The organism is Oculatella sp. LEGE 06141 (assembly GCF_015207605.1).
GTDB lineage: Bacteria > Cyanobacteriota > Cyanobacteriia > Elainellales > Elainellaceae > Oculatella.
In genome coordinates this window covers 36,896-58,202 of the sequence record NZ_JADEWO010000011.1, presented here as the reverse complement: position 1 = coordinate 58,202, position 21,307 = coordinate 36,896, and the positions used below count along the sequence as shown (strand labels likewise).

Below are 21,307 nucleotides of genomic sequence, written 5' to 3'. Positions count from 1 at the left end.
TGTTTGGAGCTAACGTTAATGGCTCGCTTGAAGTTGACGGTATACGGCGAATGGCTGAAATCATGGGGTGCCACATCTGGCAACAGACACCTGACTACTGTAGTGGTCTGGCTGGTAAATGGCGGTGGGGGCTGGGGCGTGAAGTGAGCAGTTTGGAACCAAAACTGCTGCCGTTAAAACAGGGGGCTGAGACGGTCGCAAGAAATACATTACAATAACACTGCACGAAACTGCACGGTTTAGTGCAATCACTTCTATCCCTAGACTACACCGTACCGTTCGTAGTGTCTACAAACGTTCACAAGCGGGTGGCGATCGCCCCTGGCAGCCCCTAACTCAAACGGGTTCAGCCCTTCTGGTCTCCATCAGCCTCTCATTTTTGCCCTTAACCGTTAACCGTTAACGCTATGCTGAGTCGCTCTACAAACGATGATTCTGAAACATCTTGCAAACCCGAACAGATTTTGCAGGGCGCATTTCAGGTTTTTCTTCAGTATGGCTATGCTGAAACCAGCATGGATCGGGTTGCGGCACAGGCTGGCGTGTCTAAGCACACGATCTATAACCACTTTCAAGGGAAAGAAGGTTTGTTTGTTGCTCTAATTGAACGGCTGGTGATGCGTCACTTTCAGGTTGAGTTTGGCTGTGCGTTGCCCGAAGCCGAAATGCCTGAACGGGTGTTGCGTCGGTTGGCCGAAATCTTGCTGGCTCGGATGGATGATGCGGAATACATTGCCTTTGTGCGGCTGATGATTGCTGAGTCCGATCGCTTCCCCGAATTGGCTCAGCTTTATGTGCGTCAAGTGATTCAGTGTGGTACAGCAGTCCTCAGTGCGTATTTCAAAGCCTGTCCGGTTCTAACCGTGCCCGACCCAGAGATAACCTGCCATGTTTTTTTTGGCTCTTTAATTTCCTTCATCTTGAGCCAGGAGGTTTTACATGGCAAACACATCATGCCGCTTGAGAAAGAAAGGTTGATTCACTATCTGGTTAATCTGGTTCTGGTTCATCACCATCGGAACGACACCTGAGTAGAGGTGGTGGCGGACAGGTCAGGCTCATCCGTTGTCCCGTACTGGGATGGCGAAAGGATAACTGATAGGCATGAAGATGATAACCACAGTCTCCGGGCACCGGTAACGGTTCGGTTGGGCGAGCCGGATGGAGTCGAGGAATGCCGCCAATTTGATACAGCGGATCGCCCACCAAGGGATATCCAGCCGTCGCGAGATGGATGCGGATTTGGTGAGGTCGTCCGGTCAGGATGGTGACTTCCAGAAGCGTGGTTTCTGCATCGCGTTGCAGCACACGACAGTCGCTATGGGCAGCCAGTCCGTCGGGCGTTGCACCGTACACATAGCCCAAGTCGGGATGGGGAATTTTGCCAATGGGATGAGTGATGGTGAAGCGATCGCTCATCTCCCCACGATGCACCAGGGCGCGATAGGTTTTGTGGATTTGGCGATCGCGCATTTGCTGGCTGAGTCGAGATCGAGCCAGGGGCGATCGCGCCATCAGCATGAGACCGGAGGTACCCCGACCTAACCGATGGATGGGTAAAGGAGTATCGTGCGGATACTGCCGTTGCAGTTGCCGCAATAGCGTATGGTCTAAAAAACCGCCTCCCGGCAACACGGGCAAGCCAGCGGGCTTGGCAATGACAAATAAATCTGGGTCTTCATAACGCACCTGAAACGATAATGGTACGTCTGGTTCATTCCAGGGCGGACGGTGGTAAGTGAGCCATTGCCCTACTTGCAGGAACGTTTCAGCCGTTGTTTGCTCTCCATTAAGCCAGACCTGTCCTGCTACAATTCGCTGGTTCCATGCATCACGGCCGGAGTGACGATATCGTTGGGTGTAATATTCCAGGACACTCAGCCCTGCACCTGCCCGATCGACTTGTTCTCGATACTGCCAGCCTTGATTCATTGAGACGGTTAGAGAGTATTAACGTCTGCATCGCCCCTGGGTTTGATGTCCCCAGAGCCGACAGTCCGATCATACTTGAGACGATGCTTCAAAGGATGGCTGATATAACTGTACCAACAAGAATGAACTCGTTCAGAGCTTTAAGGCGTTGCTAAATCACGGTATGAATTGGCTCCGAATCCTCAACTTTAGGTAAACGTCCTAACCGGCAAAGTCCTCCAAGGCAGGGAAATTTAGGGAGCGATTAGAGCGATGATTGCCCAACGATTCATGCGTCCATTCAGCAACGCCAGCTTTAACAGGGATGTCTCACCTCAAGGCACCCGGTCAGGATTTGACGAAGTCCAGCAAATCTGCGTTGAGCTGCTCTTTGCTGGTGTCGCCGAGGCTATGCGACCCGCCGGGATAGATCTTCAAGGTTGAATCCTTGACCAGCTTCGCAGACAGGAGAGCAGAAGCAGCAATTGGCACAATTTGATCGTCATCACCATGAATAATCAGCGTTGGCACATCGAACTTTTTCAAATCCTCGGTGAAATCTGTTTCCGAGAACGCTTTAATGCAGTCGTAGGCATTTTTATGTCCAGCCATCATGCCCTGCATCCACCAGGAATAGATTAACCCCTGGGAGACTTTGGCACCCGGTCGGTTAAAGCCAAAGAATGGGCCGCTAGCGACATCCAGGAAGAACTGCGATCGGTCAGCCAAAAACGACTCACGAAAGCCATCAAAGACCTCAATGGGTAGCCCACCTGGATTTGCCTCTGTTTTGAGCATGATCGGCGGCACCGCACCCATTAACACTGCCTTGGACACGCGTTCAGTGCCGTGTCGTCCGATGAAGCGTGCCACTTCGCCCCCTCCGGTAGAGTGTCCAATCACAACTGCATCCTTGAGATCTAGCGCCTCGAAAAGTTCTGCTAGATCGTCAGCATAGGTGTCCATATCATTGCCGTGCCACGGTTGGCTCGATCGCCCATGACCGCGACGATCGTGAGCAATGCAGCGATAGCCGTGGGAGGCGAGAAAAAACATCTGCGACTCCCAGGCATCTGCGCTTAACGGCCAGCCGTGGCTGAAGACAATGGGCTTTCCTGTACCCCAGTCTTTGTAGTAGATTTGCGTACCATCCTTAGTCGTGATTGTGCTCATAGGACTCCTATATAAATTGGGCTGAGAGTGTCCTGATCTGTATCGAGTTCGGATCGGTAAAGACGACTGTAGCCGCGATCGATCGCTGACGATCAATGCTTGCTGGAGCAATGATACATCACTAAATTTCAGCAATCCTGGCTCAAGCGTGTGAATGACCTGATTGCTCGCGAAGGGGGTTGAGCGGTCTTTCCGTCCGGTGTCTTCATTCTGCGATTTCAATTCAGTTTAGACCACTCAAGTTCTTTGAGTTAAGCTGCCAGTTAATGTAGAGATTGTTTTAAGACATTTTTATGTCGCTCTCCATTGGTGCAATGGTTGTGATGGTCAAAACGATTGAAGACAAGTTCGCAACCCCAATTCTGTCGGGGGCGATCGCCCCTCTGCTCCTACCTTTGACCTGAGATAACCATTTCCAACCTGGGAACGCTAATCCCATACGCATAGGTTGCAAACAAGGGAAGACACGTGCAGAACCGCAAGCATCGGATTGGTGGCTATCAGGCAGGTCGGCGACCGGAACATACAAAAAAACATCACGTTGGGCGTTTCCATAAAGCGGAATTACCCCCCAGAGTGGATTTACGACACTACATGACCGATGTTGAGGAACAGGTTGGAAATAGCTGTGTTGCCAATGCGTTTGTTGGGGCGTATGAGTACCTGGCAAAGCGAGATTTGGGCTACTCTGGCGATGTCAGCCGTTTGTTTGTTTACTACAACGCTCGGGCACTGGCAGAGTGCCAAAACGAAGACAACGGAACGCAGATGTATTGTGCGATCGAGAGCCTCATTGAACACGGCGCATGTTCTGAGGAACTCTGGCCCAATGATGAAGAGTTGCTCTGTGCAGAACCCGATGCCAATTCCTACGAACACGCTGCAAACTTCAAAATCACGGAATCTGAGTTCATTGAAACAGACTTAGATTTGTGGCGGCATACCCTGGCAGAGGGCTACCCGATCGCCTTTGCCCTCAACACCTTTGAGTCATTTGATAGTGCCACCAGCAATCGGGGTCGGGTGCCGTTACCCAAAAGGTCAGATAACGTGCGCGAAACCCACGGATGGCATGCCATGCTTTGCGTTGGCTACTCAGATAAAGACCGTATGTTCATTGTCCGCAATTCATGGGGGGCGGCTTGGGGCGATCGAGGCTATTGTTATGTTCCCTATGATTATGTGATGCACCAGGACTACAACGGGCACGACTCCTGGATCATCAAAGCTGTGAATGATTTAGACTTTAGCACTGAGGTGTGGGAAGACGAAGAGTCTTTCTTTGCAGATGATGAATCGTTATTACTCTACGACTTTTACATCTGTACTGAGGACTCAGAAGGCTTCGTTGAAGCGTTAGAAGCGTTGTGTTTGGAGTATGTTGAGAGTGAGGAAGAGTATTACTTCGACTATGAAGAAGAGGAAGAAGAGGGCAGCTTCACAGTCACTATCCAAAACTTTGATTTGACCATTGAAGACCCTGATGATTTTCTGGAAGCGCTAGATGCGCTCTGTCAGGAGTACGCAATGGATGAAGATTATTCCTTTAGCCTCGATAGTGCTGAAGAGGAAGAGGAGGAAGAAGAGGAAGAGGAGGAAGAGGAGGAAGAAGAGGAAGAAGAGGAAGAAGAGGAAGAAGAGGAAGAAGAGGAAGAGGAAGAGGAGGAAGAGGAAGAGGAGGAAGAGGAGGAGGAGGAAGAAGAGGAAGAAGAGGAAGAAGAGGAAGAAGAGGAAGAAGAGGAAGAAGAGGAAGAAGAGGAAGAAGAGGAGGAAGAGGAGGAAGAGGAGGAAGAGGAGGAAGAGGAGGAAGAGGAAGAATAAATTGACTGAAGATTATTTGAAAGGTGCCAAAGGGCAGATCTAATGGTTGGGGAAGTCTCTAAATGTGATGGAGAGAGTAGAAGAGCCGGAGAGTGAGCAAGGGTAATCGTCTTAGCCCACCTCCCCTCCCCTTACCATCCCCCTCGCCACTGCATCGTCTCTTACAGCAGTTCTCAATTGAGTAAGCCACAGTCTCGCCAAGATGGGGTGGGGTGTAGGGTTTGGTGTGTGGTGTGTGGTGAATGCAAATAAAAATGGCTGTAAGATGCTTTGAACGTCTATGTGTAGCCTAATATCTGTAAAGGCATACCCTGCGACCATCTACCAGTCTCTTACATTACTTAAGTTTGGGAAAGTCTATCTCCCCTCTCAAATTTGGGGGTGAGGCAAATTTAAACTGTGGTTCAGGAACGTGTGGCCTGCAAGATAGTACGGCGAGTAGTACAAAGACCTGTCTGCTCGTCTTGTTGAATTAAGCCACAAATGCTATTAATGAAGAAAGTTCTAAATGCCTAAGTATCTGTACACATAGAAACTGCATTATTGTGGATTTTACCTGCAACATAAAGGCGCGTTATCTTCCGTTGATGCTCAACCATCATTGTCCGCCATAACGCTTGCTCTCTGTTCGTGTCAGCAGCTTTACCTGGCAAGCCATGCTACGCTCCGTGTGGTTCGTCTGCCTGAGTAAAATAAACCCTTCAACCATTGCTGCTGTGAAATCGTAGAGCAACCTAAGGATTTACTATGTTTGCTGCGTGGCTAATTGATTTAGAGCGTACCTGGGTGCGATCGAATGATTGCTCAGCACCGAGTACCGCGATCGCCGTGACAACTGCATTGCTGTAGTTGCATGGTTTGTCTTGGGCGATCGCCCATGCTGTGCTGACAGTGTGGTTGCACCAATGGAGACGAACACCATTAGCAGGCCAGGTTCAGATGATTAAACGTTCCGATCGCAACTCGCCTCCCGTTCCTGCCGATCGACTCAACGCCTCCCGCTCGAATTGGAAAGAAGCGCTTCTACTGGCATTGTGCAAAAATTTGCCCCTCTCAATTGGGAGAAAAATTCGAGCAATCACGTATCGTGCCATTCTGGCTGAGATGGGTCAATCCGTTCAAATTGAGAATGATGTTGACTTGATCCATGCGAGTGGAATCAGGTTTGGTAGCCAAATTAAAATAGGGCAGAATGCTCGTATTCAGTGCTGTGGTGACAACAGTACCATTCACATTCAGAACAATGCCAGCCTCGATCGCAGTGTTGAAATCACAACTCATGGCAGCGGCAAAATTACCATTGGTGAACAGACGTATATTGGCCCTTACACCTGTTTGTCGGGTGACTTTATCCAAATTGGTCATTCCTGTTTAATTGCGTCCCATTCCAGCCTGTATACCGAGCATTACACCGCTGGCGATCGCTCCTATTCCAGCCAAGACCAGGCAAGCCGCTACAAAGGAATCGTGATTGAAGACGATTGCTGGTTGGGCAGTGGCGTTAGAGTAGTGGATGGTGTCACGATTGGCAAAGGTAGTGTAATTGGAGCAGGAGCCATTGTCACAACAGATATTCCACCCTACTCGATTGCCGTTGGCGTTCCAGCGAAGGTGGTGTCGCAACGAACGGCTAAAGCAGCCAAACCATCAACGGATGAGCCAGGACAGGAGCCAACTTCTAATCGGTAAGTAATTATCAAGGAACCACCCCCCCGATGAAAAGTTCGGGGATCTGACATTTCGGAAACCAGTGCCATTCAACTTACAGCCATTTTCATTTGCGTTCACCACACCTCAAACCCTACACCCCACACCCATCTTGGCGAGACTGTGGCTTACCCGATTGAGAACTGCTGTAAGGCTGTATCACCAGGACGCGAATGGGGGTTGGGTTATAGGCATTGGCCGGATTGTAGATTTGAGGGCAGTTCGAAATCGTTGCCAACACGTCCATCTCCGCCTGCAAATCAACATAGTCGCCCGGTTTAGAAACGCCATCCGATACCGCCATTGCCCCATCTGGATGAACGGGTACACTCATGAAAAAATTGACGTTAGAAACAATGTCTTTTTTGCCAAGACCAAACTCGCCCAAGATCTGCAAGAAGTTGTCACGACAATTGGGCGTATTCGTTTTTCCATAGCGGACGACATTGCTCTCGGCACTACAGCATCCGGCGATCGTGTCATGGTTGCCACAGGTATCTTCAATGACCGTAAACAGAACCCGCCCCAGACCCGAATAAAGCTTTGTTCCTTTTGCTAAAAAGATGTTGCCCTGAATCTTCATCGTGTCGGCTGCATTATACCGTTCAGATGGATCGGCGGCGTTGTAGCACAGAAAATCAACCGCCTGACACCCCTCCAAGTCAATGATCCTGAGAATACTTCCCCTGGGAATCACCCGACCCCACGGTGCTCCGGGCGGCACAATTTCGTCAGATAGGATCTGACCATCGGTCTGCTGAGGAGACGCGTTTTGGCTCACTGGTTAATCCTCTAGCCTATTCAACTGTTATCGGACATATCGTTCTAAAAACTGGCGTGCCCGTTCCGTGGTGGGTCTGCGGAAAAAGGCTTTAGGTTCTCCGCTTTCCAGTACTCGTCCACCATCGAGGAAAACGACACGGCTGGCCACCTCACGAGCAAAATCCATTTCGTGGGTGGCAATGATCATGGTCATGCCGTCTTCAGCCAATTGCTTGATGACGGATAGCACCTCACCCACCAGTTCTGGATCAAGGGAACTGGTGGGTTCATCAAACAAAATCACGTCCGATTTCATAGCCAGCGCTCGGGCGATCGCCACCCGCTGTTTCTGCCCACCCGACAGCCGCGACGGATACACATCTCGCTTGTCGAGCAGCCCCACCTTTAAGAGCAGTGCTTCTGCTTCGGCAATAACCTGGGCACGGGGACGTTTCTGCACATGAATTGGCGCTTCAACGATGTTGCCTAGCACCGTCATGTGCGGCCAAAGGTTAAAGTGCTGAAACACCATACTAACGCGAGTTCGCAGCTTTGCCAGTTCTGCTTCGGTGAGTCCTTTTTTCCCAGCCGAGCGACCGTAAGCCACGCGAGTGCCGTGCAGGAAAATTTCGCCAAAGTCGGATGTTTCTAGAAAGTTAATGCAGCGCAGCAGCGTCGATTTGCCAGAGCCGCTAGGCCCCAACAAACAAACCGTTTCACCCGGCACCACTTTCAAATTAATATCGGTCAGCACCTCGTGCCTGCCAAATTTTTTACATAAGTACAGCAAGTGAACAGCCGGAATAGTATCTGTGTCGATCTCAGTATTTAGCATAGACGGCTCTCACTTGTTCAACCTGTTTAATTCCAGCTTCAATCAGTAGACACAACCCCCAATACATCAATGCAGCAAAGATAAATGATTCAAACGGAACAAAATGGTTAGCCTGAACCGTTCTGGCAGCATGGGTGAGTTCGGGCACGGTAATGATTGCCAAAAAGGCAGAGTCTTTAATGATTTGAATCAATTGGTTGCCTAATACAGGTGCCGCTGCAATCATAATTTGCGGCAGTGTAATTCGCCGCAGCAAACCCATTCCCGTAAAGCCAAAAGCTCGACCTGCTTCCAGTTGACCCCGAGGAATGTTAGCCCACGCCGACCGGAGAATCTCAGCAATGTAGGCAGTGTTGTAAAGCACTAGGCAAACGATCGCCGTTGTCCATCGATCTAAAACCAGCCCAAACGACGGTAGCCCATAAAAAACCAGATAGACCAGCATCAAAAAGGGTATAGCGCGACCAACATCAACAAATAGTTCAGCCGGTAATTGCAGCGATCGCCGCCTGGAAATCAACGGCAGTACCAGAATGATTCCAGCCATTAGCGATAGCAACATCCCCACAACACAGATCCAAACGGTATTCCACAGACCGTTTGCAAACATGGGTAACTGATTCCAGATCACCTCAAAGCGAAGATTCATAGCACTTTACACCAGTTCATACTGACGTTGACTGCGCCGATCGACCATACGACCAATTTGCGTGATCGCCAAAATGATAATTACATAGAAAAGGGTGGCAATGGTGAGCATTCGCACTGGTTCGTAGTTGCTGGCAGCAAGGGTACTGGCTCGACGGGTTAAATCGTCAATGCCAATGATGCCGATCGCCGGACTCGCTTTTACCAGCAGCGTAATTTCGCTGGTAATAGGAGGAATACTGGCTCGCCATATTTGCGGCAGTGTAATGCGCCAGAAGGTTTGCTGCTCGGTCATGCCGTAGGCTTTTGCCGCTTCAATTTGATCGAGTGCAAAATTGGCGATCGCCCCTCGCCAAATTTCGCTAGCAAAAGCGGCATTATTCAAAGCCAGCGCCAGAATACCAGCAACATAGGGATTGAGATCAATGCCTAAGGTCGGTAAACCGAAGTAGAACAGCATGATGAACAACAACAATGGCAAACTGCGAATGAAGCTGACATACACAGCTAACACAGAAGTAATAACAGGAAGCCGCTTGAGTCGGGTAACTGCGACTAGCAATCCCAGGGGAATCCCTAACGAAAACCCTGCCAGAGAAACGAAACAGGTAATCAACGCGCTCTCAAGTAAAAGCCGGAGTTCAATCAACTTAACCGTCTCCTATACAAATCAACGAAACTAACGTCATGATTCGGACAAAGACGTGCCATCGGGTAATAGTGGTTCATCGGGCAAATTGTCAAACGAGACATTAAGCCACTTGGACTGCAATGCCTGAATTTCGCCACTGGCCTTGTATTTGGCAAGTTGGGTGTTAAAGAAATCCAGCAGTGGCTTATTGTTCTTGTTCACCCCCAGAGCCGCGTAGAGCGTTGGCCCAACCTGCTCTCCCAACTCATAGAGGTCGGGCTTGGCCTGCACCACCTGCGACAGTGCCACAATATTGTTGATTACAATATCGACTCGCTTGTTCGTTAAATCAGTGTAGGCATCGGCAAACGACCCATACTCTGCCACGTTTCCCAGGGTTGCGCCACTTTTCTCTAACTCTGGCTTAACCACATCCTCCAGAAGTTGAGCCGTTGCACCACCTTGCTGCACTGCAATGTTCTTATTGGCAAAGTCTTGAACAGTATTGATTGCACTATCTCCTTTGCGCTTGAGAAAGAAGTTAGTCAATTCAGTGGTGGGCATGGTGAAGTCAACGGCACTGGCTCGTTCTTCCAAAATGGTGACCGATGCACTGGTGGCATCGTATTTACCAGATGCCACCCCAGCCAGAATACCCTGCCAGGGCAACACTTCTTGCTTCACCTGGAAGGGCGCATCTCTGGTGAGCAATTCCAACAAGTCCTGGTTATATCCCACATGCTTGCCCTCTTGCTGAAAGTCAAAGGGCGGATAGTCATCTTCGGTGGCGACCGTGATTTCGCTGGGTAGGTCTCCCGCACCTGTGCTGCCTGTATTGCTGCTACACGCGATCGCCACCGAACAGGTGAGAACCATCAAAATCAATAAACGAATGACCCTATTCAATCCCCAACCGTTGCGGAAGCGACGTTCCATTGTTCATGACTCCTTAATCAGAATTAACAGCGTTGGGGGCGAGGATATAATCCAATCTGCCATCCCCATCCATGCGTAACGTTGTAATTAAACGTTTCAGTTAGCGAAGATATTCCATGATGATCTCCTGAAACCGATGGGTTCCCACTTCTAACAGGGGAGAGAGCCGCCCCGGTAAATAGCTGAGCGATCGCATTCCCTGTTGAACTGTGGCAAGCATCTGCAAATCTTCATTAACCACCTTGTCGTACAGCCCAACCACCGAGGTTAAGTTGGCTGGAGATCTAGCAGCATCGGTATCGGGAACCAGCCAGTCAAACCGAATATGCGTCTTGCTTAGCCCCTGAGGATCAATCATGCGAGCCAGCACGAAATTAGGACAAACCACCAGCACGAAATTTGGATAAACCAGAGCGACAGACGATCCATTCAGTTCGCGATCGTTCAACCCCGTAATGAACAGCCCCGGTGTGAGGTAATGAGACTCGTTGTTGGGCAAAAACGGAAAATACTCAAGATAAGAATGGTGCTGAGTCTCTAGCTCAATGTGATGAATGTTGCGGAACAGATCCAGAGACGGATGAACCATTGCAACGTGGTAGCTTTCCGAACTGTTTTCAACATATAGCTTCCAATTCACATCGACATAATAATCTTCACTGTGAACTTTCGCCAGTTTAGAGAAGTTGTAGCGTTGAAACAGGTCAGGTAGCTTGCCCAACTGAGCCGCTAACGGTTCACCGTTGGGATCAAGATTGACAAAGATAAACGGCCCCCATGTGTCTACCTGGATGGGCTTCAGCGCATAATGTGACCAATTAAAGTTCTGAGCAGATTCCATATGCGGAACCGCTTTCAATTCGCCGTGAAGGTCAAACGTCCAGGCATGATATTGACAGGTTAAGCGAGTACAGGTGCCCTGTGCGATCGCCACTGGCCCGGCTCGATGCGGGCAAACATTGAAAAACCCTCGCAACTGCCCTTCTGCATCCATCACAATGACTAGAGGCTGCTCTGCAAGGGTAAGGGTGAAATAGGAGCCAGGTTGCTCTAGCTGACTGATGTGCCCCGCATAGAGCCACGCTTTATTGAAGATGCGTTCCTGCTCCAGCCGATACACGGTTTCAGAGGTGTACATCTGTGCCGGAAACGATTGCGCCTGTTCGATTGGTTGTGGTTTCCAGGTGGCGAGATAGGTTTCAATATCGGTGACAGAAGACGGGGGTGGCGATGGGCTAATCATTGCTTGGTATCCTCTGGCATAATCCACAATGTGAGCGGCCTCTTGTCAGCAAGGGCTGCCCGGGAGCATTGAGAGATTCAATTCGTTGACTTCTACAGGCCGCAGAACGTCCTACACGTCTGTTTGAAGCAGATCTTTAACTTCAAGAAGGCCGCAAACGGCATTGATAGCAACCGCTCTGGATGGCTGGAGTTCGATATACGAGTGCTTGATGTCCCCTAACGGAAACATCGCTCACCAGCTCTAACTCAGTGCCATTCTGGTGAACTCTCATTGTTGAAGATAAATTTCATCAATGGACAAACCGTAGTAATTCAGATTTAAAGGAAAGTGATAGTGGCGACTGTGTTTAGAAGCACAAAACCATAAACTGTTGACAGTTGATTGTTAGACCGTATGCTGAAGAAGAACGCTTGTGGTGATACTAACCAGGGTAATGAAACACAAGGTGACAGATATGAATGACAAGTTTGTACTGGAGATCGTGCCGCGTAGCCTTGACGATCAAGCTGCTGATGCACTTAGAATGCAAATTCTGAGCGGGCATTTCCCTCCAGGATTCCGCCTGATAGAAACACGCTTAGCAGAGCAGCTTAACCTGAGTCGGGGCACTATTCGAGCTGCATTACACCAACTGACGCACGAAGGATTAGTTACCCAGGTATTGCACAAGGGTTGGACGGTAACTACACTGACCCTGCACGACACATGGGAGCTGTACACGTTGAGAAATGTTTTAGAAGGGTTTGCAGCTCGACTCGTGGCTGAATCAATCTCGCCAGAGCAGATCACCATTCTCAACCAGGCACTTCAGCATTTATCTGATGCTGTTGTAGAAGGAGATTTAAAGCAAATTACTGATGCCGATTTCTCCTTACACAAAGCGATCGTGCAATGTTCTGGTCATCAGCGGTTACAAGATCAATACAAGCTAATCGAACAACAAATTCACCTGTATATTGCCTACTGCGATACTCTTTTTCCCGATTTAACGGTGTTAACGGTAGAGCATGAGCAACTGGTAGCCGCCATTTGTTCAGGGGATGGCTCGCTGGCAGAGCAGACCGCTAGAAATCACAATGCTGACGGCAAAATATTTACACGACACGCACAAACCCTGGAGTAATAGCCAGCCAGAATAATGCGATCTGAACGTTGTGCGTGTGTTCCATTGATATGAATACTTAAATCAGGCGATGTCAAAACCATAGTCCAATCTTCAATGGTTTATCGCAGCAATCCTGCCTTTTACGGAACAGGTTTAACATGAATTCCACTCAAAGAACTGCGTTTATTGAGTACAGAATTTTATACTGTGAACCGTTAACTGTTAAGCAACGATCGATCGCCCATTTCCCAGGCTGTTAACTCAATCTCAGTGTGTCAATGGTTGCTATTGCTTCTATCCTTATATCAACATCAACTATCAACATCAACGCTGATCAATCATGGTGCAAAAAATCGATCTCGCTCTGCAATCCTATTCTCCTGAGGTTGAGCTGAGCCTGAGTGAGCGGGAGTTACGTATTCAGCTAGCCGCCGCTTATCGGCTAATTGATAAGTTTCAAATGTCTGATTTGATTTATACGCATATTTCAGTGCGGTTGCCGGGGCCAGAGAACCATTTCTTAATTAATCCCTATGGACTGCTGTTTCGTGAAGTAACGGCTTCCAGCCTGGTGAAAGTGGATCTGGACGGAAATATTGTGGGCGAAAGCGAGTGGCCTGTGAACCCTGCCGGGTTTGTAATCCACAGCGCCATTCATAGCGCACGCGAGGACTTATTCTGCGTGGTGCATACCCACACCCGATACGGTATGGCTGTCTCGGCGTTGGAGTGCGGTTTGCTGCCGATTTCACAATTTGCCCTACAGTTTTATAACCGTGTGGCCTATCACGACTATGAAGGGGTTTCTCTGGATTTAGACGAGCGATCGCGCTTGGTCAATGACCTGGGTGACAAAAAGGTAATGATCATGAGGAATCACGGACTATTAACGGCTGGACGTACGATCCCGGAAGCCTTTAGCCTCATGTTCTATCTCAATCGTTCGTGTGAGGTGCAAATTACGGCTCAGTCTTCCGGTGCGCCACTCATCATTCCATCCCCCGATGTCTGTGAGCATTCTGCGGCTCAGCAAAACATTGATGATGTCAACTTTGGTCAGCTAGAGTGGTCAGCCCTGATCCGAATGCTCGACCGGGAAGATTCGTCTTACCGTCATTGAAATGTAAATGAATATTCCCTGGAGTTCGATCATGATCAAGCCAACAGTCGGCTTTACACGTATGGATCAGGGAACTGCCGCCGACTGGCAGCTTCTTGATCAAGAGGATGAAGCGCTGAAACCAATGGTGGTTGAAAATGTGCTGAAACTCTTACGAGATTTAGCGGGAATAGGCGGTGCGTTCCCAATCGATCGCTATCAGCATTCTCTGCAAAGCGCTACCCGTGCCTACCGCGACGGTGCAGAGGAAGAGATGGTGGTGGTCGCTCTGTTACATGACATCGGCGATACGCTGGCGTTAGAAAATCATTCTGAACTGGCTGCTGCTATCTTGCGTCCTTACGTTTCTGAAAATCATTACTGGCTGGTGAAACACCACGGGTTGTTTCAGGGCTATTACTACTTCCACTTCTACGGACGCGATCGCAACGAACGCGATCGGTATCGCGATCACCCGGCCTATCAGATCACCGTTGATTTTTGCGAACAGTGGGATCAGCGAGCGTTTGACCCCGATTATGATACATTGCCGCTTTCCTTTTTTGAACCAATGGTCAGGCGCTTGTTTGCCCGTGGCTACAAGACAGCCACCCCCGTAGCAGATAGCGGCTCACCCATCACACTATAATCACCGAGGGGTTCATTAACCGCTGTAATACCCTTACCTATGCCCCAGCGTGCCAAACCATCCTGGTCGCGTTCTAGAACTATCATTCTGTTTGCTTCTCCAGGCAGAGTTTAATCCGGTTACCTTCTATCATCAGCCTACTATCATTAGCAACGATCGGACAGTGAGAATGGCTCAATGGATGTAGAGGTATCAGCAGTTTAGACTCGAGTACATCATTAATAATTACTTGCTAATGCCTGCATAAGCCGATAGGCTGACAGGGCATTGCTAAAACTGATGGCCTGGGTGCATGACCACCGCAAAATCTGCCTCATACTATTGGAGCCTGCTACTTCTCATTGGCGCAACGCTAATTTGGGGATCGACCTTTCCACTGTTAAAAGATACCGTTGGCACACTATCGCCCATTACGCTGGTTAGCACTCGCTTCTTTATTGCTGCCCTAGCATTTATCCCATTTTGCCGCCGGGTAAACCGCCGTTTGCTGCGGGAGGGCGCAACCTTGGGCATTGTGTCATTTGCCGCTTACATGACTCAAGTGATTGCGCTGGAAACCACCTCTTCGAATCGAGCCGCGTTCATTACCAGCCTTAATGTCATTTTGGTGCCGCTATTGGGTTCGGTATTGGGACGATCGATCGCCAGCAAAATTATTATGGCGGCTGGGTTAGCGTTAGTCGGCGTTGGCATTATGTCCTGGGAAGGAGGCACCCTGGTCATTGGCGACCTGTGGAGTTTGGGGTGTGCGGTAACCTATGCCGTCTACATCTTGCTGTTAGAAGCGATCGCCCCCCGGCATCATTCGCTTGAAATTACAGCCGTGCAGATCATGACGATTGCACTTTTAGGCATGGGTTGGGCCGTGCCTGATCTGATCGAGCAACGCCATGCCATCACTGCCAACGTTGGAGCCATCCTTTATCTGGGGCTATTTGCAACGGCAGCCACAACCTGGAGTCAGGCCATTGCCCAACGGCGCATCTCTGCCACTGAAACAGCAGTGGTTTATACCCTTGAACCCGTATTCGCCTCATTTTTTTCGCTATGGTGGCTGGGAGAGAGATTAGGACTTCGGGGGCTGCTGGGGGCTGGGATGATCCTCGTTGCTACGTTGTTGAGTCAGGTCACTGTTAGAGGATGGCTGAAAAGGGCTGAGTGACACCCAAAACTTAGATATTATGTAAAGAAGCGATCGCTCGCAGCAGATATGGCAATGAATCCCACTCCGAAGCCTGAGACTTTTCTTAGCGATATGGTTGTAGCCGGACAAGAACTGTGCCCCTGGGACACCGGTGCCGCTGTAATTGAGCTACAAGAATTACTCAACGCGCATGGGTTTACGCTGCGATTGGATGGAGACTTTGGCAGCAGAACTGAAACCGCCGTAAGGCTCTATCAACGTCAACACCACATTAAAGTGGATGGCATTGTAGGCGCGAAAACTTGGGCAGCGCTCAGAACCACCGTTCAAGCGGGTACTCGAACCCTGAGGCAGGGGTATACCGGGGCAGATGTGTACGAGTTGCAGGGATTGTTAAAGGTACATGGATACAATGTGCAACGCAACGGCATCTTTAATGAAGAGACCCATCAAGCGATCGCAACCTTTCAGCACAAGTATCACCTCACCCCAACTGGAATTGTGAATCCAACGACCTGGACGGCATTACGAGAGCGATCGCTGCCCACTCCTCCTAAGCAGAGTTTCTGGTACTTCAACCTGGGGCGTTGGTGGTAAGGGGCAATGAACACTATTGAACATTGAACTCAGAGTTGAGCCGCATCATCAGCCACATCATATAGCTGGCAACCGTCCAATCACTTCAACCTGGTCTGGGTCGCTAGCATGTAGCACGATCATCTCTCCCGATTGTGGAAAGATGTCGCTAATGGCGGTTACATTGACCTGATGCGTCACCATAATTGTGACACCGGGGCTTAACCGATTCTCTATAATCGCCTGCCGCACCTGCGCCGTTTGCTCGGCCTCTGTGGTGGGGTCACGGAAAAATGAATTGAGTGGGGCAAACGGCTCCACTGCCCCCAACTGCATCAGCTCTGCCGTTTCCAAACAGCGACACCACTGGCTCGACAGCACCTTCACCACGGGAATTTGTCGCTGGCGGAACGCATTTCCCGTTTCTCTGGCCTGAGCCTGCCCTTCGCTGGATAAATTGCGCTGGGTAGAACAATCTTGCAACTGAAAGTTAGACGGATCGCCCGTTCCCGGTGCTAGGGCGTGCCGCATCAGCACCACATACCCCCGATCGGCTTGCTGAAGCAACCTCCAGAGATCCGCTTCAGATTGGGGTAATGGAATTGGCGCAAGCGCATCTGGTACGGATGCGCTTGTGTCACCTTCAGACGGCAACACAACAGGACTCTCGGCTGGAGCGATCGCCGCTGACGGAGACGGCTGGGGTGCAGCGCTCTCCGGCACTCCCGCACAGCCTGCAAAGAGGCAGGTCAACACAGCCATCATCCAATAACAAGGAACCCCTGGCGGTTGATTTGTTCGATGATTCATTCAGGAAACCTTTATTTTAAGGAATGGCGCAGTTTGCCAATCACGGCTTAACTCTTTATTTTTGCTCCGTTCCACGCCTGCTGAAGCTGTAGAGATACGACCGCCGCTAATACTAACCCGCCACCCACCATCTGCAACACGCTCAGGGTTTGCCCCAGCCAGATCCAGGCCAACACGGCTGCAAACACTGGCTCTAACGTTGCGGCGATCGCCCCCCGTTCTGCCCGAACCTGTTGAATACCCCAACACAGCAAACTAAACGGAACCAGCGTCCCGCCAATGCCAACAAAAACAATCCCTGGCAGGTTTGCGGGCAGGAAAACCGCCGTTGGAAACCCCTGCGTCACTTGAAACGCCAGCCAAAATAAACTAGACACGATAAAGCCACGAAACATAACTCCCGTAGCACCATAGGTATCCACCACCGCTTCGCTAAACAAGGTATAGCTTGTAAAAAATATAGCGCTTAACCCAGCCGCAATCAGCCCCAGTCCGTCTAGCTGCAACTGACTGGTTCCTAATCCAGACACAAATGCCACGCCCGATAAGGCTGCAACCACAGCAATGACTGTCATTGGGGCAGGAAGTTGCCGGGTGTTCAAGGCTTTGATGACAACTACGATCGCCGGAGCCGTGTACTGAATGACAATGGCTACCGCCACAGAGAGCCGATCGATCGCCACATAATAACTGGCTGTAACCAGTGCCAGCGATAAGCCCAACAGCAAAATGCGGCCATCCAATAACCGATGAGGCGATCGCCAAACCTGCCCCACCACCGCTAACCCCACCGCCGCAATCATGGCGCGCGATAGTGCCAGCTCGAACGGGCCAACACCCGCCTGAAACAGGCCGCTTGCCACAATCGCGGCGATCGCCCACAGTGTCGCCGCGATTGCGATCGCCAGAAACCCTAACTTGCTAGATGGTTGCCCCAGATTGCGGAACGTCAGCCGTTTTAACCTGCCCAATTGCAAAAGAGAAATAAAGTGGTTCACAACGCAACGAAATGGTCCGCTCAGCAGGGTGCTACCCTATCTATAACTTTATGCCAGCTATGCCAGGTAAAACCAGATAGCTTGATGAGCAACGCCCAAAAGGAAAAAGCAGCGGCTCACAGCTCGGCAATATTATAAACCACAGCAAACCACAGCTTGTTTATCGGAATACTGTACTTTTTCCGATAGATACAGTATTGTCTATTTTTAGATATTAATCTCCTATGTTGATCGGTTTACCGTAGTTTTTCTGGAAGGCTGGTATGCTCTCTTTTTTCAAGCGCTCACTTGGCTGGAAACGCTGGGTTGCTTTGTTTATTCTGGGTCTAGGGCTGAGTGCCGCAGCGACGGCTTGCACCGACAATTCAACGACATCCTCTGCAACACAAGCTGGAAACACGTCTGATCCAATCGAAATGACGTTGGTTTCCTACGCCGTCACCCAGGCCGCTTACGAGCAGATCATTCCTAAGTTTGTTGAGCAATGGAAGCAAGACCACAACGGGCAGGAAGTGATCTTTGACCAGAGTTATGGCGGTTCTGGCTCTCAAACCCGTGCGGTAATTGATGGCCTCGAAGCAGACGTGGTGGCACTTGCCCTGGCGCTTGATACCCAGAAAATTGAAGAAGCTGGATTAATTGAATCCGGTTGGGAAGAAGAAGCACCCAACGGCTCAATTGTACATTCCTCTGTGGCGGCTCTGGTGACGCGCGATGGCAACCCTAAGGGCATCCAGGGATGGGAAGACTTAACGAAGGACGATGTCAGCGTGATCACGGCCAACCCCAAAACCTCCGGTGGGGCACGGTGGAACTTTATGGTGCTGTGGGGCGCAATTACAGAGAAAGGTGGCAACGAAACCGCCGCTCAGGACTATGTCAACAAGGTCTACAGTAATGTGCCCATCCTGCCCAAGGATGCGCGAGAAGCAACGGATGTCTTCTTTAAACAGGGGCAGGGAGATGTGCTAATTAACTATGAGAACGAAGTCATTTTGGCCAGGTTAAATGGGCAAGAGTTGCCATACGTCATCCCAACCGATGTGAATATCTCGATCGATAACCCAATTACTGTGGTGGATACCAACGTCGATAAGCATGGGACGCGAGAAGCCGCAGAGGCGTTTGTCCAGTTTTTGTTTACCCCAGAAGCGCAGGAAGAATTTGCCAAGGTTGGGTTCCGTCCATCTGATGAGGCAGTGGCACAACAATATGCCGACCAGTTCCCGGTGATCGACGATTTATTTACGGTGCAAGACCTGGGTGGCTGGGATACTGTGCAGCAAAAGTTCTTTGATGATGGGGCGATCTTTGACAAGATTCAAGCCAGCAAGTAGTTAGCGTAAGGGCGATCGCCCTGGAACCTGCACCCGTCTAGCCGCCAGGTTCGTGGGGCGATCGCCCACCTTCTCAGCATTCACTTTAGTTCCCAGCATTGCGGGAGACATGAATGACCAACCCAACCCTGACGCGATCGCCGTCAACCTGGCATAACGGTTTAGATCGAGTGACACACGTATCATGGCCGTGGCGCATCACCTGGGCTTACCTGATTGTGATGCTGTTTCTACCAACGGCTGCCATGATTTTGAAGGCCAGCACCTTAGCTCCGGCAGATATTTGGCGGATTGCCACCGATCCGGTGGCGCTCTCAACGTACAACGTTACATTTGTCACGGCTCTCATTGCCTCGGGCATCAATGGGGTTGCAGGGCTAGTTGTTGCCTGGGTCCTGGTGCGATATACCTTTCCCTTTAAGCGCATTATTGATGCTGCCGTTGATCTACCCTTTGCTTTACCGACAGCGGTCGCTGGCCTAACGATAGCCAGTGTATATAGCAGCAATGGTTGGATTGGTTCATTGCTGGCACCGTTGGGCATCACCGTTTCGTTTTCGCGGTTGGGAGTTGGGGTTGCCATGATTTTCATCTCGTTACCCTTTGTGGTTCGCACAGTGCAGCCTGTGCTGCAAGACCTGGAGCCAGAGCTAGAAGAAGCCGCCTGGTGTTTGGGGGCAAGCCGCTGGCAAACGTTTTGGCGAGTCGTGTTGCCGCCGCTGTTGCCTGCCGTGTTAACGGGAATTGCCCTCGGCTTTGCGCGAGCGGTGGGCGAGTATGGCTCAGTGGTTATTGTGGCCTCTAATATTCCGTTTAAAGATTTAATTGCACCCGTATTGGTCTTTCAACGGCTGGAACAGTACGACTATGCAGGCGCAACGGTGATTGGTACCGTTTTGCTAGTAGCTTCATTGGTGGTGCTGTTGATTATTAATATTCTGCAAGCATGGGGGCGGCGTTATGACGTTTAGAACGTCTCAATTGACTGAATCGGTGCAAGCCTCTCCACCCAATCCCAGTACGGCACCCACCACGCGATCGCAAGCGTGGGTTAAACCTGTTCTCATCATTGGAGTGGTGCTATACCTCGCGCTGGTGCTGTTTATTCCTGCTGCCAATGTGTTTGTCCAGGCGTTTGATGGCGGCATTGATGGCTTTTTGACTACTTTGACGCGACGACCGTTTTTAAACGCGATCAAACTAACCCTTCTAATGGCTGCGATCACCGTCCCGCTGAACACGGTGTTTGGTCTTTGTGCCGCCTGGGCGATCGCCCGTAACCGCTTTCCCGGACGCACCCTGCTGCTGAGCATCATTGATCTGCCGTTTTCGGTTTCTCCGGTGGTGGCTGGCCTCATGATCGTGTTGCTGTATGGCCGCAACGGCTGGTTTGGCCCCCTGCTGGAAGCCAATAACATTAGAGTCATTTTTGCGATTCCTGGAATGGTGCTAGCCACTGCATTTGTGACTCTGCCGTTTGTGGCTCGCGAAGTCATTCCAGTATTAGAGGAAATGGGGCGCGATCAGGAAGAGGCCGCAAAGACGCTGGGGGCAAACGAATGGCAAACCTTTTGGCGGGTTACCCTGCCCTCGATTCGGTGGGGATTACTTTACGGCATCATCCTCACTAACGCCAGAGCGATGGGCGAATTTGGCGCGATCGCCGTTGTCTCTGGCAATATTGCTGGCCGCACCCAAACGCTTCCCCTATATGTAGAAGATGCCTACAAACAGTATCAAACTCAGTCGGCTTACTCGGCGGCGGTGCTGTTGGCAGGTCTGGCGGTAGTAACCCTCATCCTCAAAGAAATTCTAGAGCGTAAAACTCGAATCAAAGATAGCTAACGTTTAGGGTTTTCCAGCACATTGAAACGCAATTGACTATCACGACCCCATCTAGATCGGTTACTTTGGAGGCA

23 protein-coding genes are annotated in these 21,307 nt (G+C 50.3%); 12 read left to right on the top strand and 11 right to left on the bottom strand.

Annotated elements, in window-relative coordinates:
• The first annotated feature begins 50 nt into the window (after positions 1 to 50).
• Both IQ268_RS10315 and IQ268_RS10310 read left to right on the top strand, forming a co-directional pair.
• A complete protein-coding gene (locus IQ268_RS10315) occupies positions 51 to 218 on the top strand; it encodes a hypothetical protein (RefSeq protein WP_193878166.1) in 168 nt (55 codons plus the stop codon).
• A 189-nt stretch (positions 219 to 407) separates the two neighbouring features.
• Positions 408 to 1,031: a TetR/AcrR family transcriptional regulator gene (locus IQ268_RS10310; RefSeq protein ID WP_193878164.1), complete on the top strand. Its 624-nt coding sequence runs from the start codon at positions 408 to 410 to the stop codon at positions 1,029 to 1,031.
• Here the strand turns inward: IQ268_RS10310 and IQ268_RS10305 are convergent.
• Together IQ268_RS10305 and IQ268_RS10300 are read right to left on the bottom strand one after the other, a co-directional pair.
• A complete protein-coding gene (locus tag IQ268_RS10305) occupies positions 991 to 1,932 on the bottom strand; it encodes an RluA family pseudouridine synthase (protein ID WP_193878162.1) in 942 nt (313 codons plus the stop codon). The two genes, IQ268_RS10310 and IQ268_RS10305, sit on opposite strands and share 41 nt — an antisense overlap.
• A gap of 327 nt (positions 1,933 to 2,259) precedes the next feature.
• Entirely contained in the window at positions 2,260 to 3,084 is an 825-nt protein-coding gene (locus IQ268_RS10300; RefSeq protein WP_193878160.1) for an alpha/beta fold hydrolase, read from the bottom strand.
• Between the two features lie 468 nt (positions 3,085 to 3,552).
• On the opposite strand from IQ268_RS10300, the gene IQ268_RS10295 reads away from it, so the two are divergent.
• Positions 3,553 to 4,905 (top strand): C1 family peptidase, encoded by a 1,353-nt coding sequence (locus IQ268_RS10295; RefSeq protein WP_193878158.1) that lies wholly within the window; start codon positions 3,553 to 3,555, stop codon positions 4,903 to 4,905.
• An 849-nt stretch (positions 4,906 to 5,754) separates the two neighbouring features.
• Positions 5,755 to 6,594 (top strand): acyltransferase, encoded by an 840-nt coding sequence (locus IQ268_RS32830; protein WP_305082371.1) that lies wholly within the window; start codon positions 5,755 to 5,757, stop codon positions 6,592 to 6,594.
• Positions 6,595 to 6,706: 112 nt separating this feature from the next.
• On the opposite strand, the gene IQ268_RS10285 is transcribed toward IQ268_RS32830, so the two are convergent.
• From IQ268_RS10285 to IQ268_RS10260, 6 genes are all read right to left on the bottom strand, one after another.
• The gene (locus IQ268_RS10285) at positions 6,707 to 7,393 is read right to left on the bottom strand and encodes an urea amidolyase associated protein UAAP1 (protein WP_193878156.1); all 687 of its coding nucleotides are present in this window, start codon (positions 7,391 to 7,393) and stop codon (positions 6,707 to 6,709) included.
• A 27-nt stretch (positions 7,394 to 7,420) separates the two neighbouring features.
• Entirely contained in the window at positions 7,421 to 8,209 is a 789-nt protein-coding gene (locus tag IQ268_RS10280) for an amino acid ABC transporter ATP-binding protein (RefSeq protein WP_193878154.1), read from the bottom strand.
• Entirely contained in the window at positions 8,196 to 8,858 is a 663-nt protein-coding gene (locus tag IQ268_RS10275; RefSeq protein ID WP_193878152.1) for an amino acid ABC transporter permease, read from the bottom strand. The genes IQ268_RS10280 and IQ268_RS10275 overlap by 14 nt, the downstream gene beginning before the upstream one ends.
• A 6-nt stretch (positions 8,859 to 8,864) precedes the next feature.
• Positions 8,865 to 9,506: an amino acid ABC transporter permease gene (locus IQ268_RS10270; protein WP_228035245.1), complete on the bottom strand. Its 642-nt coding sequence runs from the start codon at positions 9,504 to 9,506 to the stop codon at positions 8,865 to 8,867.
• A gap of 36 nt (positions 9,507 to 9,542) precedes the next feature.
• Complete coding sequence (locus tag IQ268_RS10265) at positions 9,543 to 10,424, bottom strand: transporter substrate-binding domain-containing protein (protein ID WP_193878148.1); 882 nt, start codon at positions 10,422 to 10,424, stop codon at positions 9,543 to 9,545.
• Positions 10,425 to 10,524: 100 nt separating this feature from the next.
• The gene (locus IQ268_RS10260; protein WP_193878146.1) at positions 10,525 to 11,667 is read right to left on the bottom strand and encodes an aromatic ring-hydroxylating dioxygenase subunit alpha; all 1,143 of its coding nucleotides are present in this window, start codon (positions 11,665 to 11,667) and stop codon (positions 10,525 to 10,527) included.
• A gap of 457 nt (positions 11,668 to 12,124) precedes the next feature.
• On the opposite strand from IQ268_RS10260, the gene IQ268_RS10255 reads away from it, so the two are divergent.
• From IQ268_RS10255 to IQ268_RS10235, 5 genes are all read left to right on the top strand, one after another.
• Complete coding sequence (locus IQ268_RS10255) at positions 12,125 to 12,793, top strand: GntR family transcriptional regulator (protein ID WP_193878144.1); 669 nt, start codon at positions 12,125 to 12,127, stop codon at positions 12,791 to 12,793.
• A gap of 322 nt (positions 12,794 to 13,115) precedes the next feature.
• Positions 13,116 to 13,895, top strand: coding sequence for a class II aldolase/adducin family protein (locus IQ268_RS10250; RefSeq protein WP_193878142.1), 780 nt, complete (start codon positions 13,116 to 13,118; stop codon positions 13,893 to 13,895).
• A 31-nt stretch (positions 13,896 to 13,926) separates the two neighbouring features.
• Positions 13,927 to 14,523 carry an HD domain-containing protein gene (locus IQ268_RS10245; RefSeq protein WP_193878140.1) on the top strand — a complete coding sequence of 199 codons (597 nt, stop codon included), beginning with the start codon at positions 13,927 to 13,929 and terminating at the stop codon, positions 14,521 to 14,523.
• A 292-nt stretch (positions 14,524 to 14,815) separates the two neighbouring features.
• The gene (locus tag IQ268_RS10240) at positions 14,816 to 15,685 is read left to right on the top strand and encodes a DMT family transporter (protein ID WP_193878138.1); all 870 of its coding nucleotides are present in this window, start codon (positions 14,816 to 14,818) and stop codon (positions 15,683 to 15,685) included.
• 54 nt (positions 15,686 to 15,739) lie between these two features.
• Positions 15,740 to 16,264 (top strand): peptidoglycan-binding protein, encoded by a 525-nt coding sequence (locus tag IQ268_RS10235; RefSeq protein ID WP_228035244.1) that lies wholly within the window; start codon positions 15,740 to 15,742, stop codon positions 16,262 to 16,264.
• Positions 16,265 to 16,321: 57 nt separating this feature from the next.
• Here the strand turns inward: IQ268_RS10235 and IQ268_RS10230 are convergent, their stop codons facing one another.
• Together IQ268_RS10230 and IQ268_RS10225 are read right to left on the bottom strand one after the other, a co-directional pair.
• Positions 16,322 to 17,053 carry a histidine phosphatase family protein gene (locus tag IQ268_RS10230; protein ID WP_228035243.1) on the bottom strand — a complete coding sequence of 244 codons (732 nt, stop codon included), beginning with the start codon at positions 17,051 to 17,053 and terminating at the stop codon, positions 16,322 to 16,324.
• 47 nt (positions 17,054 to 17,100) lie between these two features.
• Positions 17,101 to 18,051 (bottom strand): EamA family transporter, encoded by a 951-nt coding sequence (locus tag IQ268_RS10225; protein ID WP_339383246.1) that lies wholly within the window; start codon positions 18,049 to 18,051, stop codon positions 17,101 to 17,103.
• 263 nt (positions 18,052 to 18,314) lie between these two features.
• Here IQ268_RS10225 and IQ268_RS10220 point away from each other — a divergent pair, with 263 nt between their 5' ends.
• Positions 18,315 to 19,388, top strand: coding sequence for a sulfate ABC transporter substrate-binding protein (locus IQ268_RS10220; RefSeq protein WP_193878136.1), 1,074 nt, complete (start codon positions 18,315 to 18,317; stop codon positions 19,386 to 19,388).
• Here IQ268_RS10220 and IQ268_RS10215 read toward each other — a convergent pair whose 3' ends face one another.
• On the bottom strand, positions 19,389 to 19,565 hold the full coding sequence (locus IQ268_RS10215) for a hypothetical protein (RefSeq protein WP_228035261.1): 177 nt from the start codon (positions 19,563 to 19,565) through the stop codon (positions 19,389 to 19,391).
• A gap of 44 nt (positions 19,566 to 19,609) precedes the next feature.
• Between IQ268_RS10215 and cysT the strand changes: the two genes are divergently transcribed.
• Both cysT and cysW read left to right on the top strand, forming a co-directional pair.
• Positions 19,610 to 20,359 carry a sulfate ABC transporter permease subunit CysT gene (gene cysT / locus IQ268_RS10210; protein WP_255527168.1) on the top strand — a complete coding sequence of 250 codons (750 nt, stop codon included), beginning with the start codon at positions 19,610 to 19,612 and terminating at the stop codon, positions 20,357 to 20,359.
• A complete protein-coding gene (gene cysW, locus IQ268_RS10205; RefSeq protein ID WP_193878132.1) occupies positions 20,349 to 21,233 on the top strand; it encodes a sulfate ABC transporter permease subunit CysW in 885 nt (294 codons plus the stop codon). The genes cysT and cysW overlap by 11 nt, the downstream gene beginning before the upstream one ends.
• Positions 21,234 to 21,307 lie beyond the last annotated feature (74 nt).

What these genes read in the sequence shown, in the direction of transcription:
- IQ268_RS10315 (WP_193878166.1), top strand. Translation starts at nt 51, where the DNA reads ATGGCTGAAATCATGGGGTGCCACATCTGGCAACAGACACCTGACTAC.
- IQ268_RS10310 (WP_193878164.1), top strand. Translation starts at nt 408, where the DNA reads ATGCTGAGTCGCTCTACAAACGATGATTCTGAAACATCTTGCAAACCC.
- IQ268_RS10305 (WP_193878162.1), bottom strand. Translation starts at nt 1,932, where the DNA reads ATGAATCAAGGCTGGCAGTATCGAGAACAAGTCGATCGGGCAGGTGCA.
- IQ268_RS10300 (WP_193878160.1), bottom strand. Translation starts at nt 3,084, where the DNA reads ATGAGCACAATCACGACTAAGGATGGTACGCAAATCTACTACAAAGAC.
- IQ268_RS10280 (WP_193878154.1), bottom strand. Translation starts at nt 8,209, where the DNA reads ATGCTAAATACTGAGATCGACACAGATACTATTCCGGCTGTTCACTTG.
- IQ268_RS10275 (WP_193878152.1), bottom strand. Translation starts at nt 8,858, where the DNA reads ATGAATCTTCGCTTTGAGGTGATCTGGAATCAGTTACCCATGTTTGCA.
- IQ268_RS10265 (WP_193878148.1), bottom strand. Translation starts at nt 10,424, where the DNA reads ATGGAACGTCGCTTCCGCAACGGTTGGGGATTGAATAGGGTCATTCGT.
- IQ268_RS10260 (WP_193878146.1), bottom strand. Translation starts at nt 11,667, where the DNA reads ATGATTAGCCCATCGCCACCCCCGTCTTCTGTCACCGATATTGAAACC.
- IQ268_RS10255 (WP_193878144.1), top strand. Translation starts at nt 12,125, where the DNA reads ATGAATGACAAGTTTGTACTGGAGATCGTGCCGCGTAGCCTTGACGAT.
- IQ268_RS10250 (WP_193878142.1), top strand. Translation starts at nt 13,116, where the DNA reads ATGGTGCAAAAAATCGATCTCGCTCTGCAATCCTATTCTCCTGAGGTT.
- IQ268_RS10245 (WP_193878140.1), top strand. Translation starts at nt 13,927, where the DNA reads ATGATCAAGCCAACAGTCGGCTTTACACGTATGGATCAGGGAACTGCC.
- IQ268_RS10240 (WP_193878138.1), top strand. Translation starts at nt 14,816, where the DNA reads ATGACCACCGCAAAATCTGCCTCATACTATTGGAGCCTGCTACTTCTC.
- IQ268_RS10235 (WP_228035244.1), top strand. Translation starts at nt 15,740, where the DNA reads ATGAATCCCACTCCGAAGCCTGAGACTTTTCTTAGCGATATGGTTGTA.
- IQ268_RS10230 (WP_228035243.1), bottom strand. Translation starts at nt 17,053, where the DNA reads ATGAATCATCGAACAAATCAACCGCCAGGGGTTCCTTGTTATTGGATG.
- IQ268_RS10220 (WP_193878136.1), top strand. Translation starts at nt 18,315, where the DNA reads ATGCTCTCTTTTTTCAAGCGCTCACTTGGCTGGAAACGCTGGGTTGCT.
- cysT (WP_255527168.1), top strand. Translation starts at nt 19,610, where the DNA reads ATGCTGTTTCTACCAACGGCTGCCATGATTTTGAAGGCCAGCACCTTA.
- cysW (WP_193878132.1), top strand. Translation starts at nt 20,349, where the DNA reads ATGACGTTTAGAACGTCTCAATTGACTGAATCGGTGCAAGCCTCTCCA.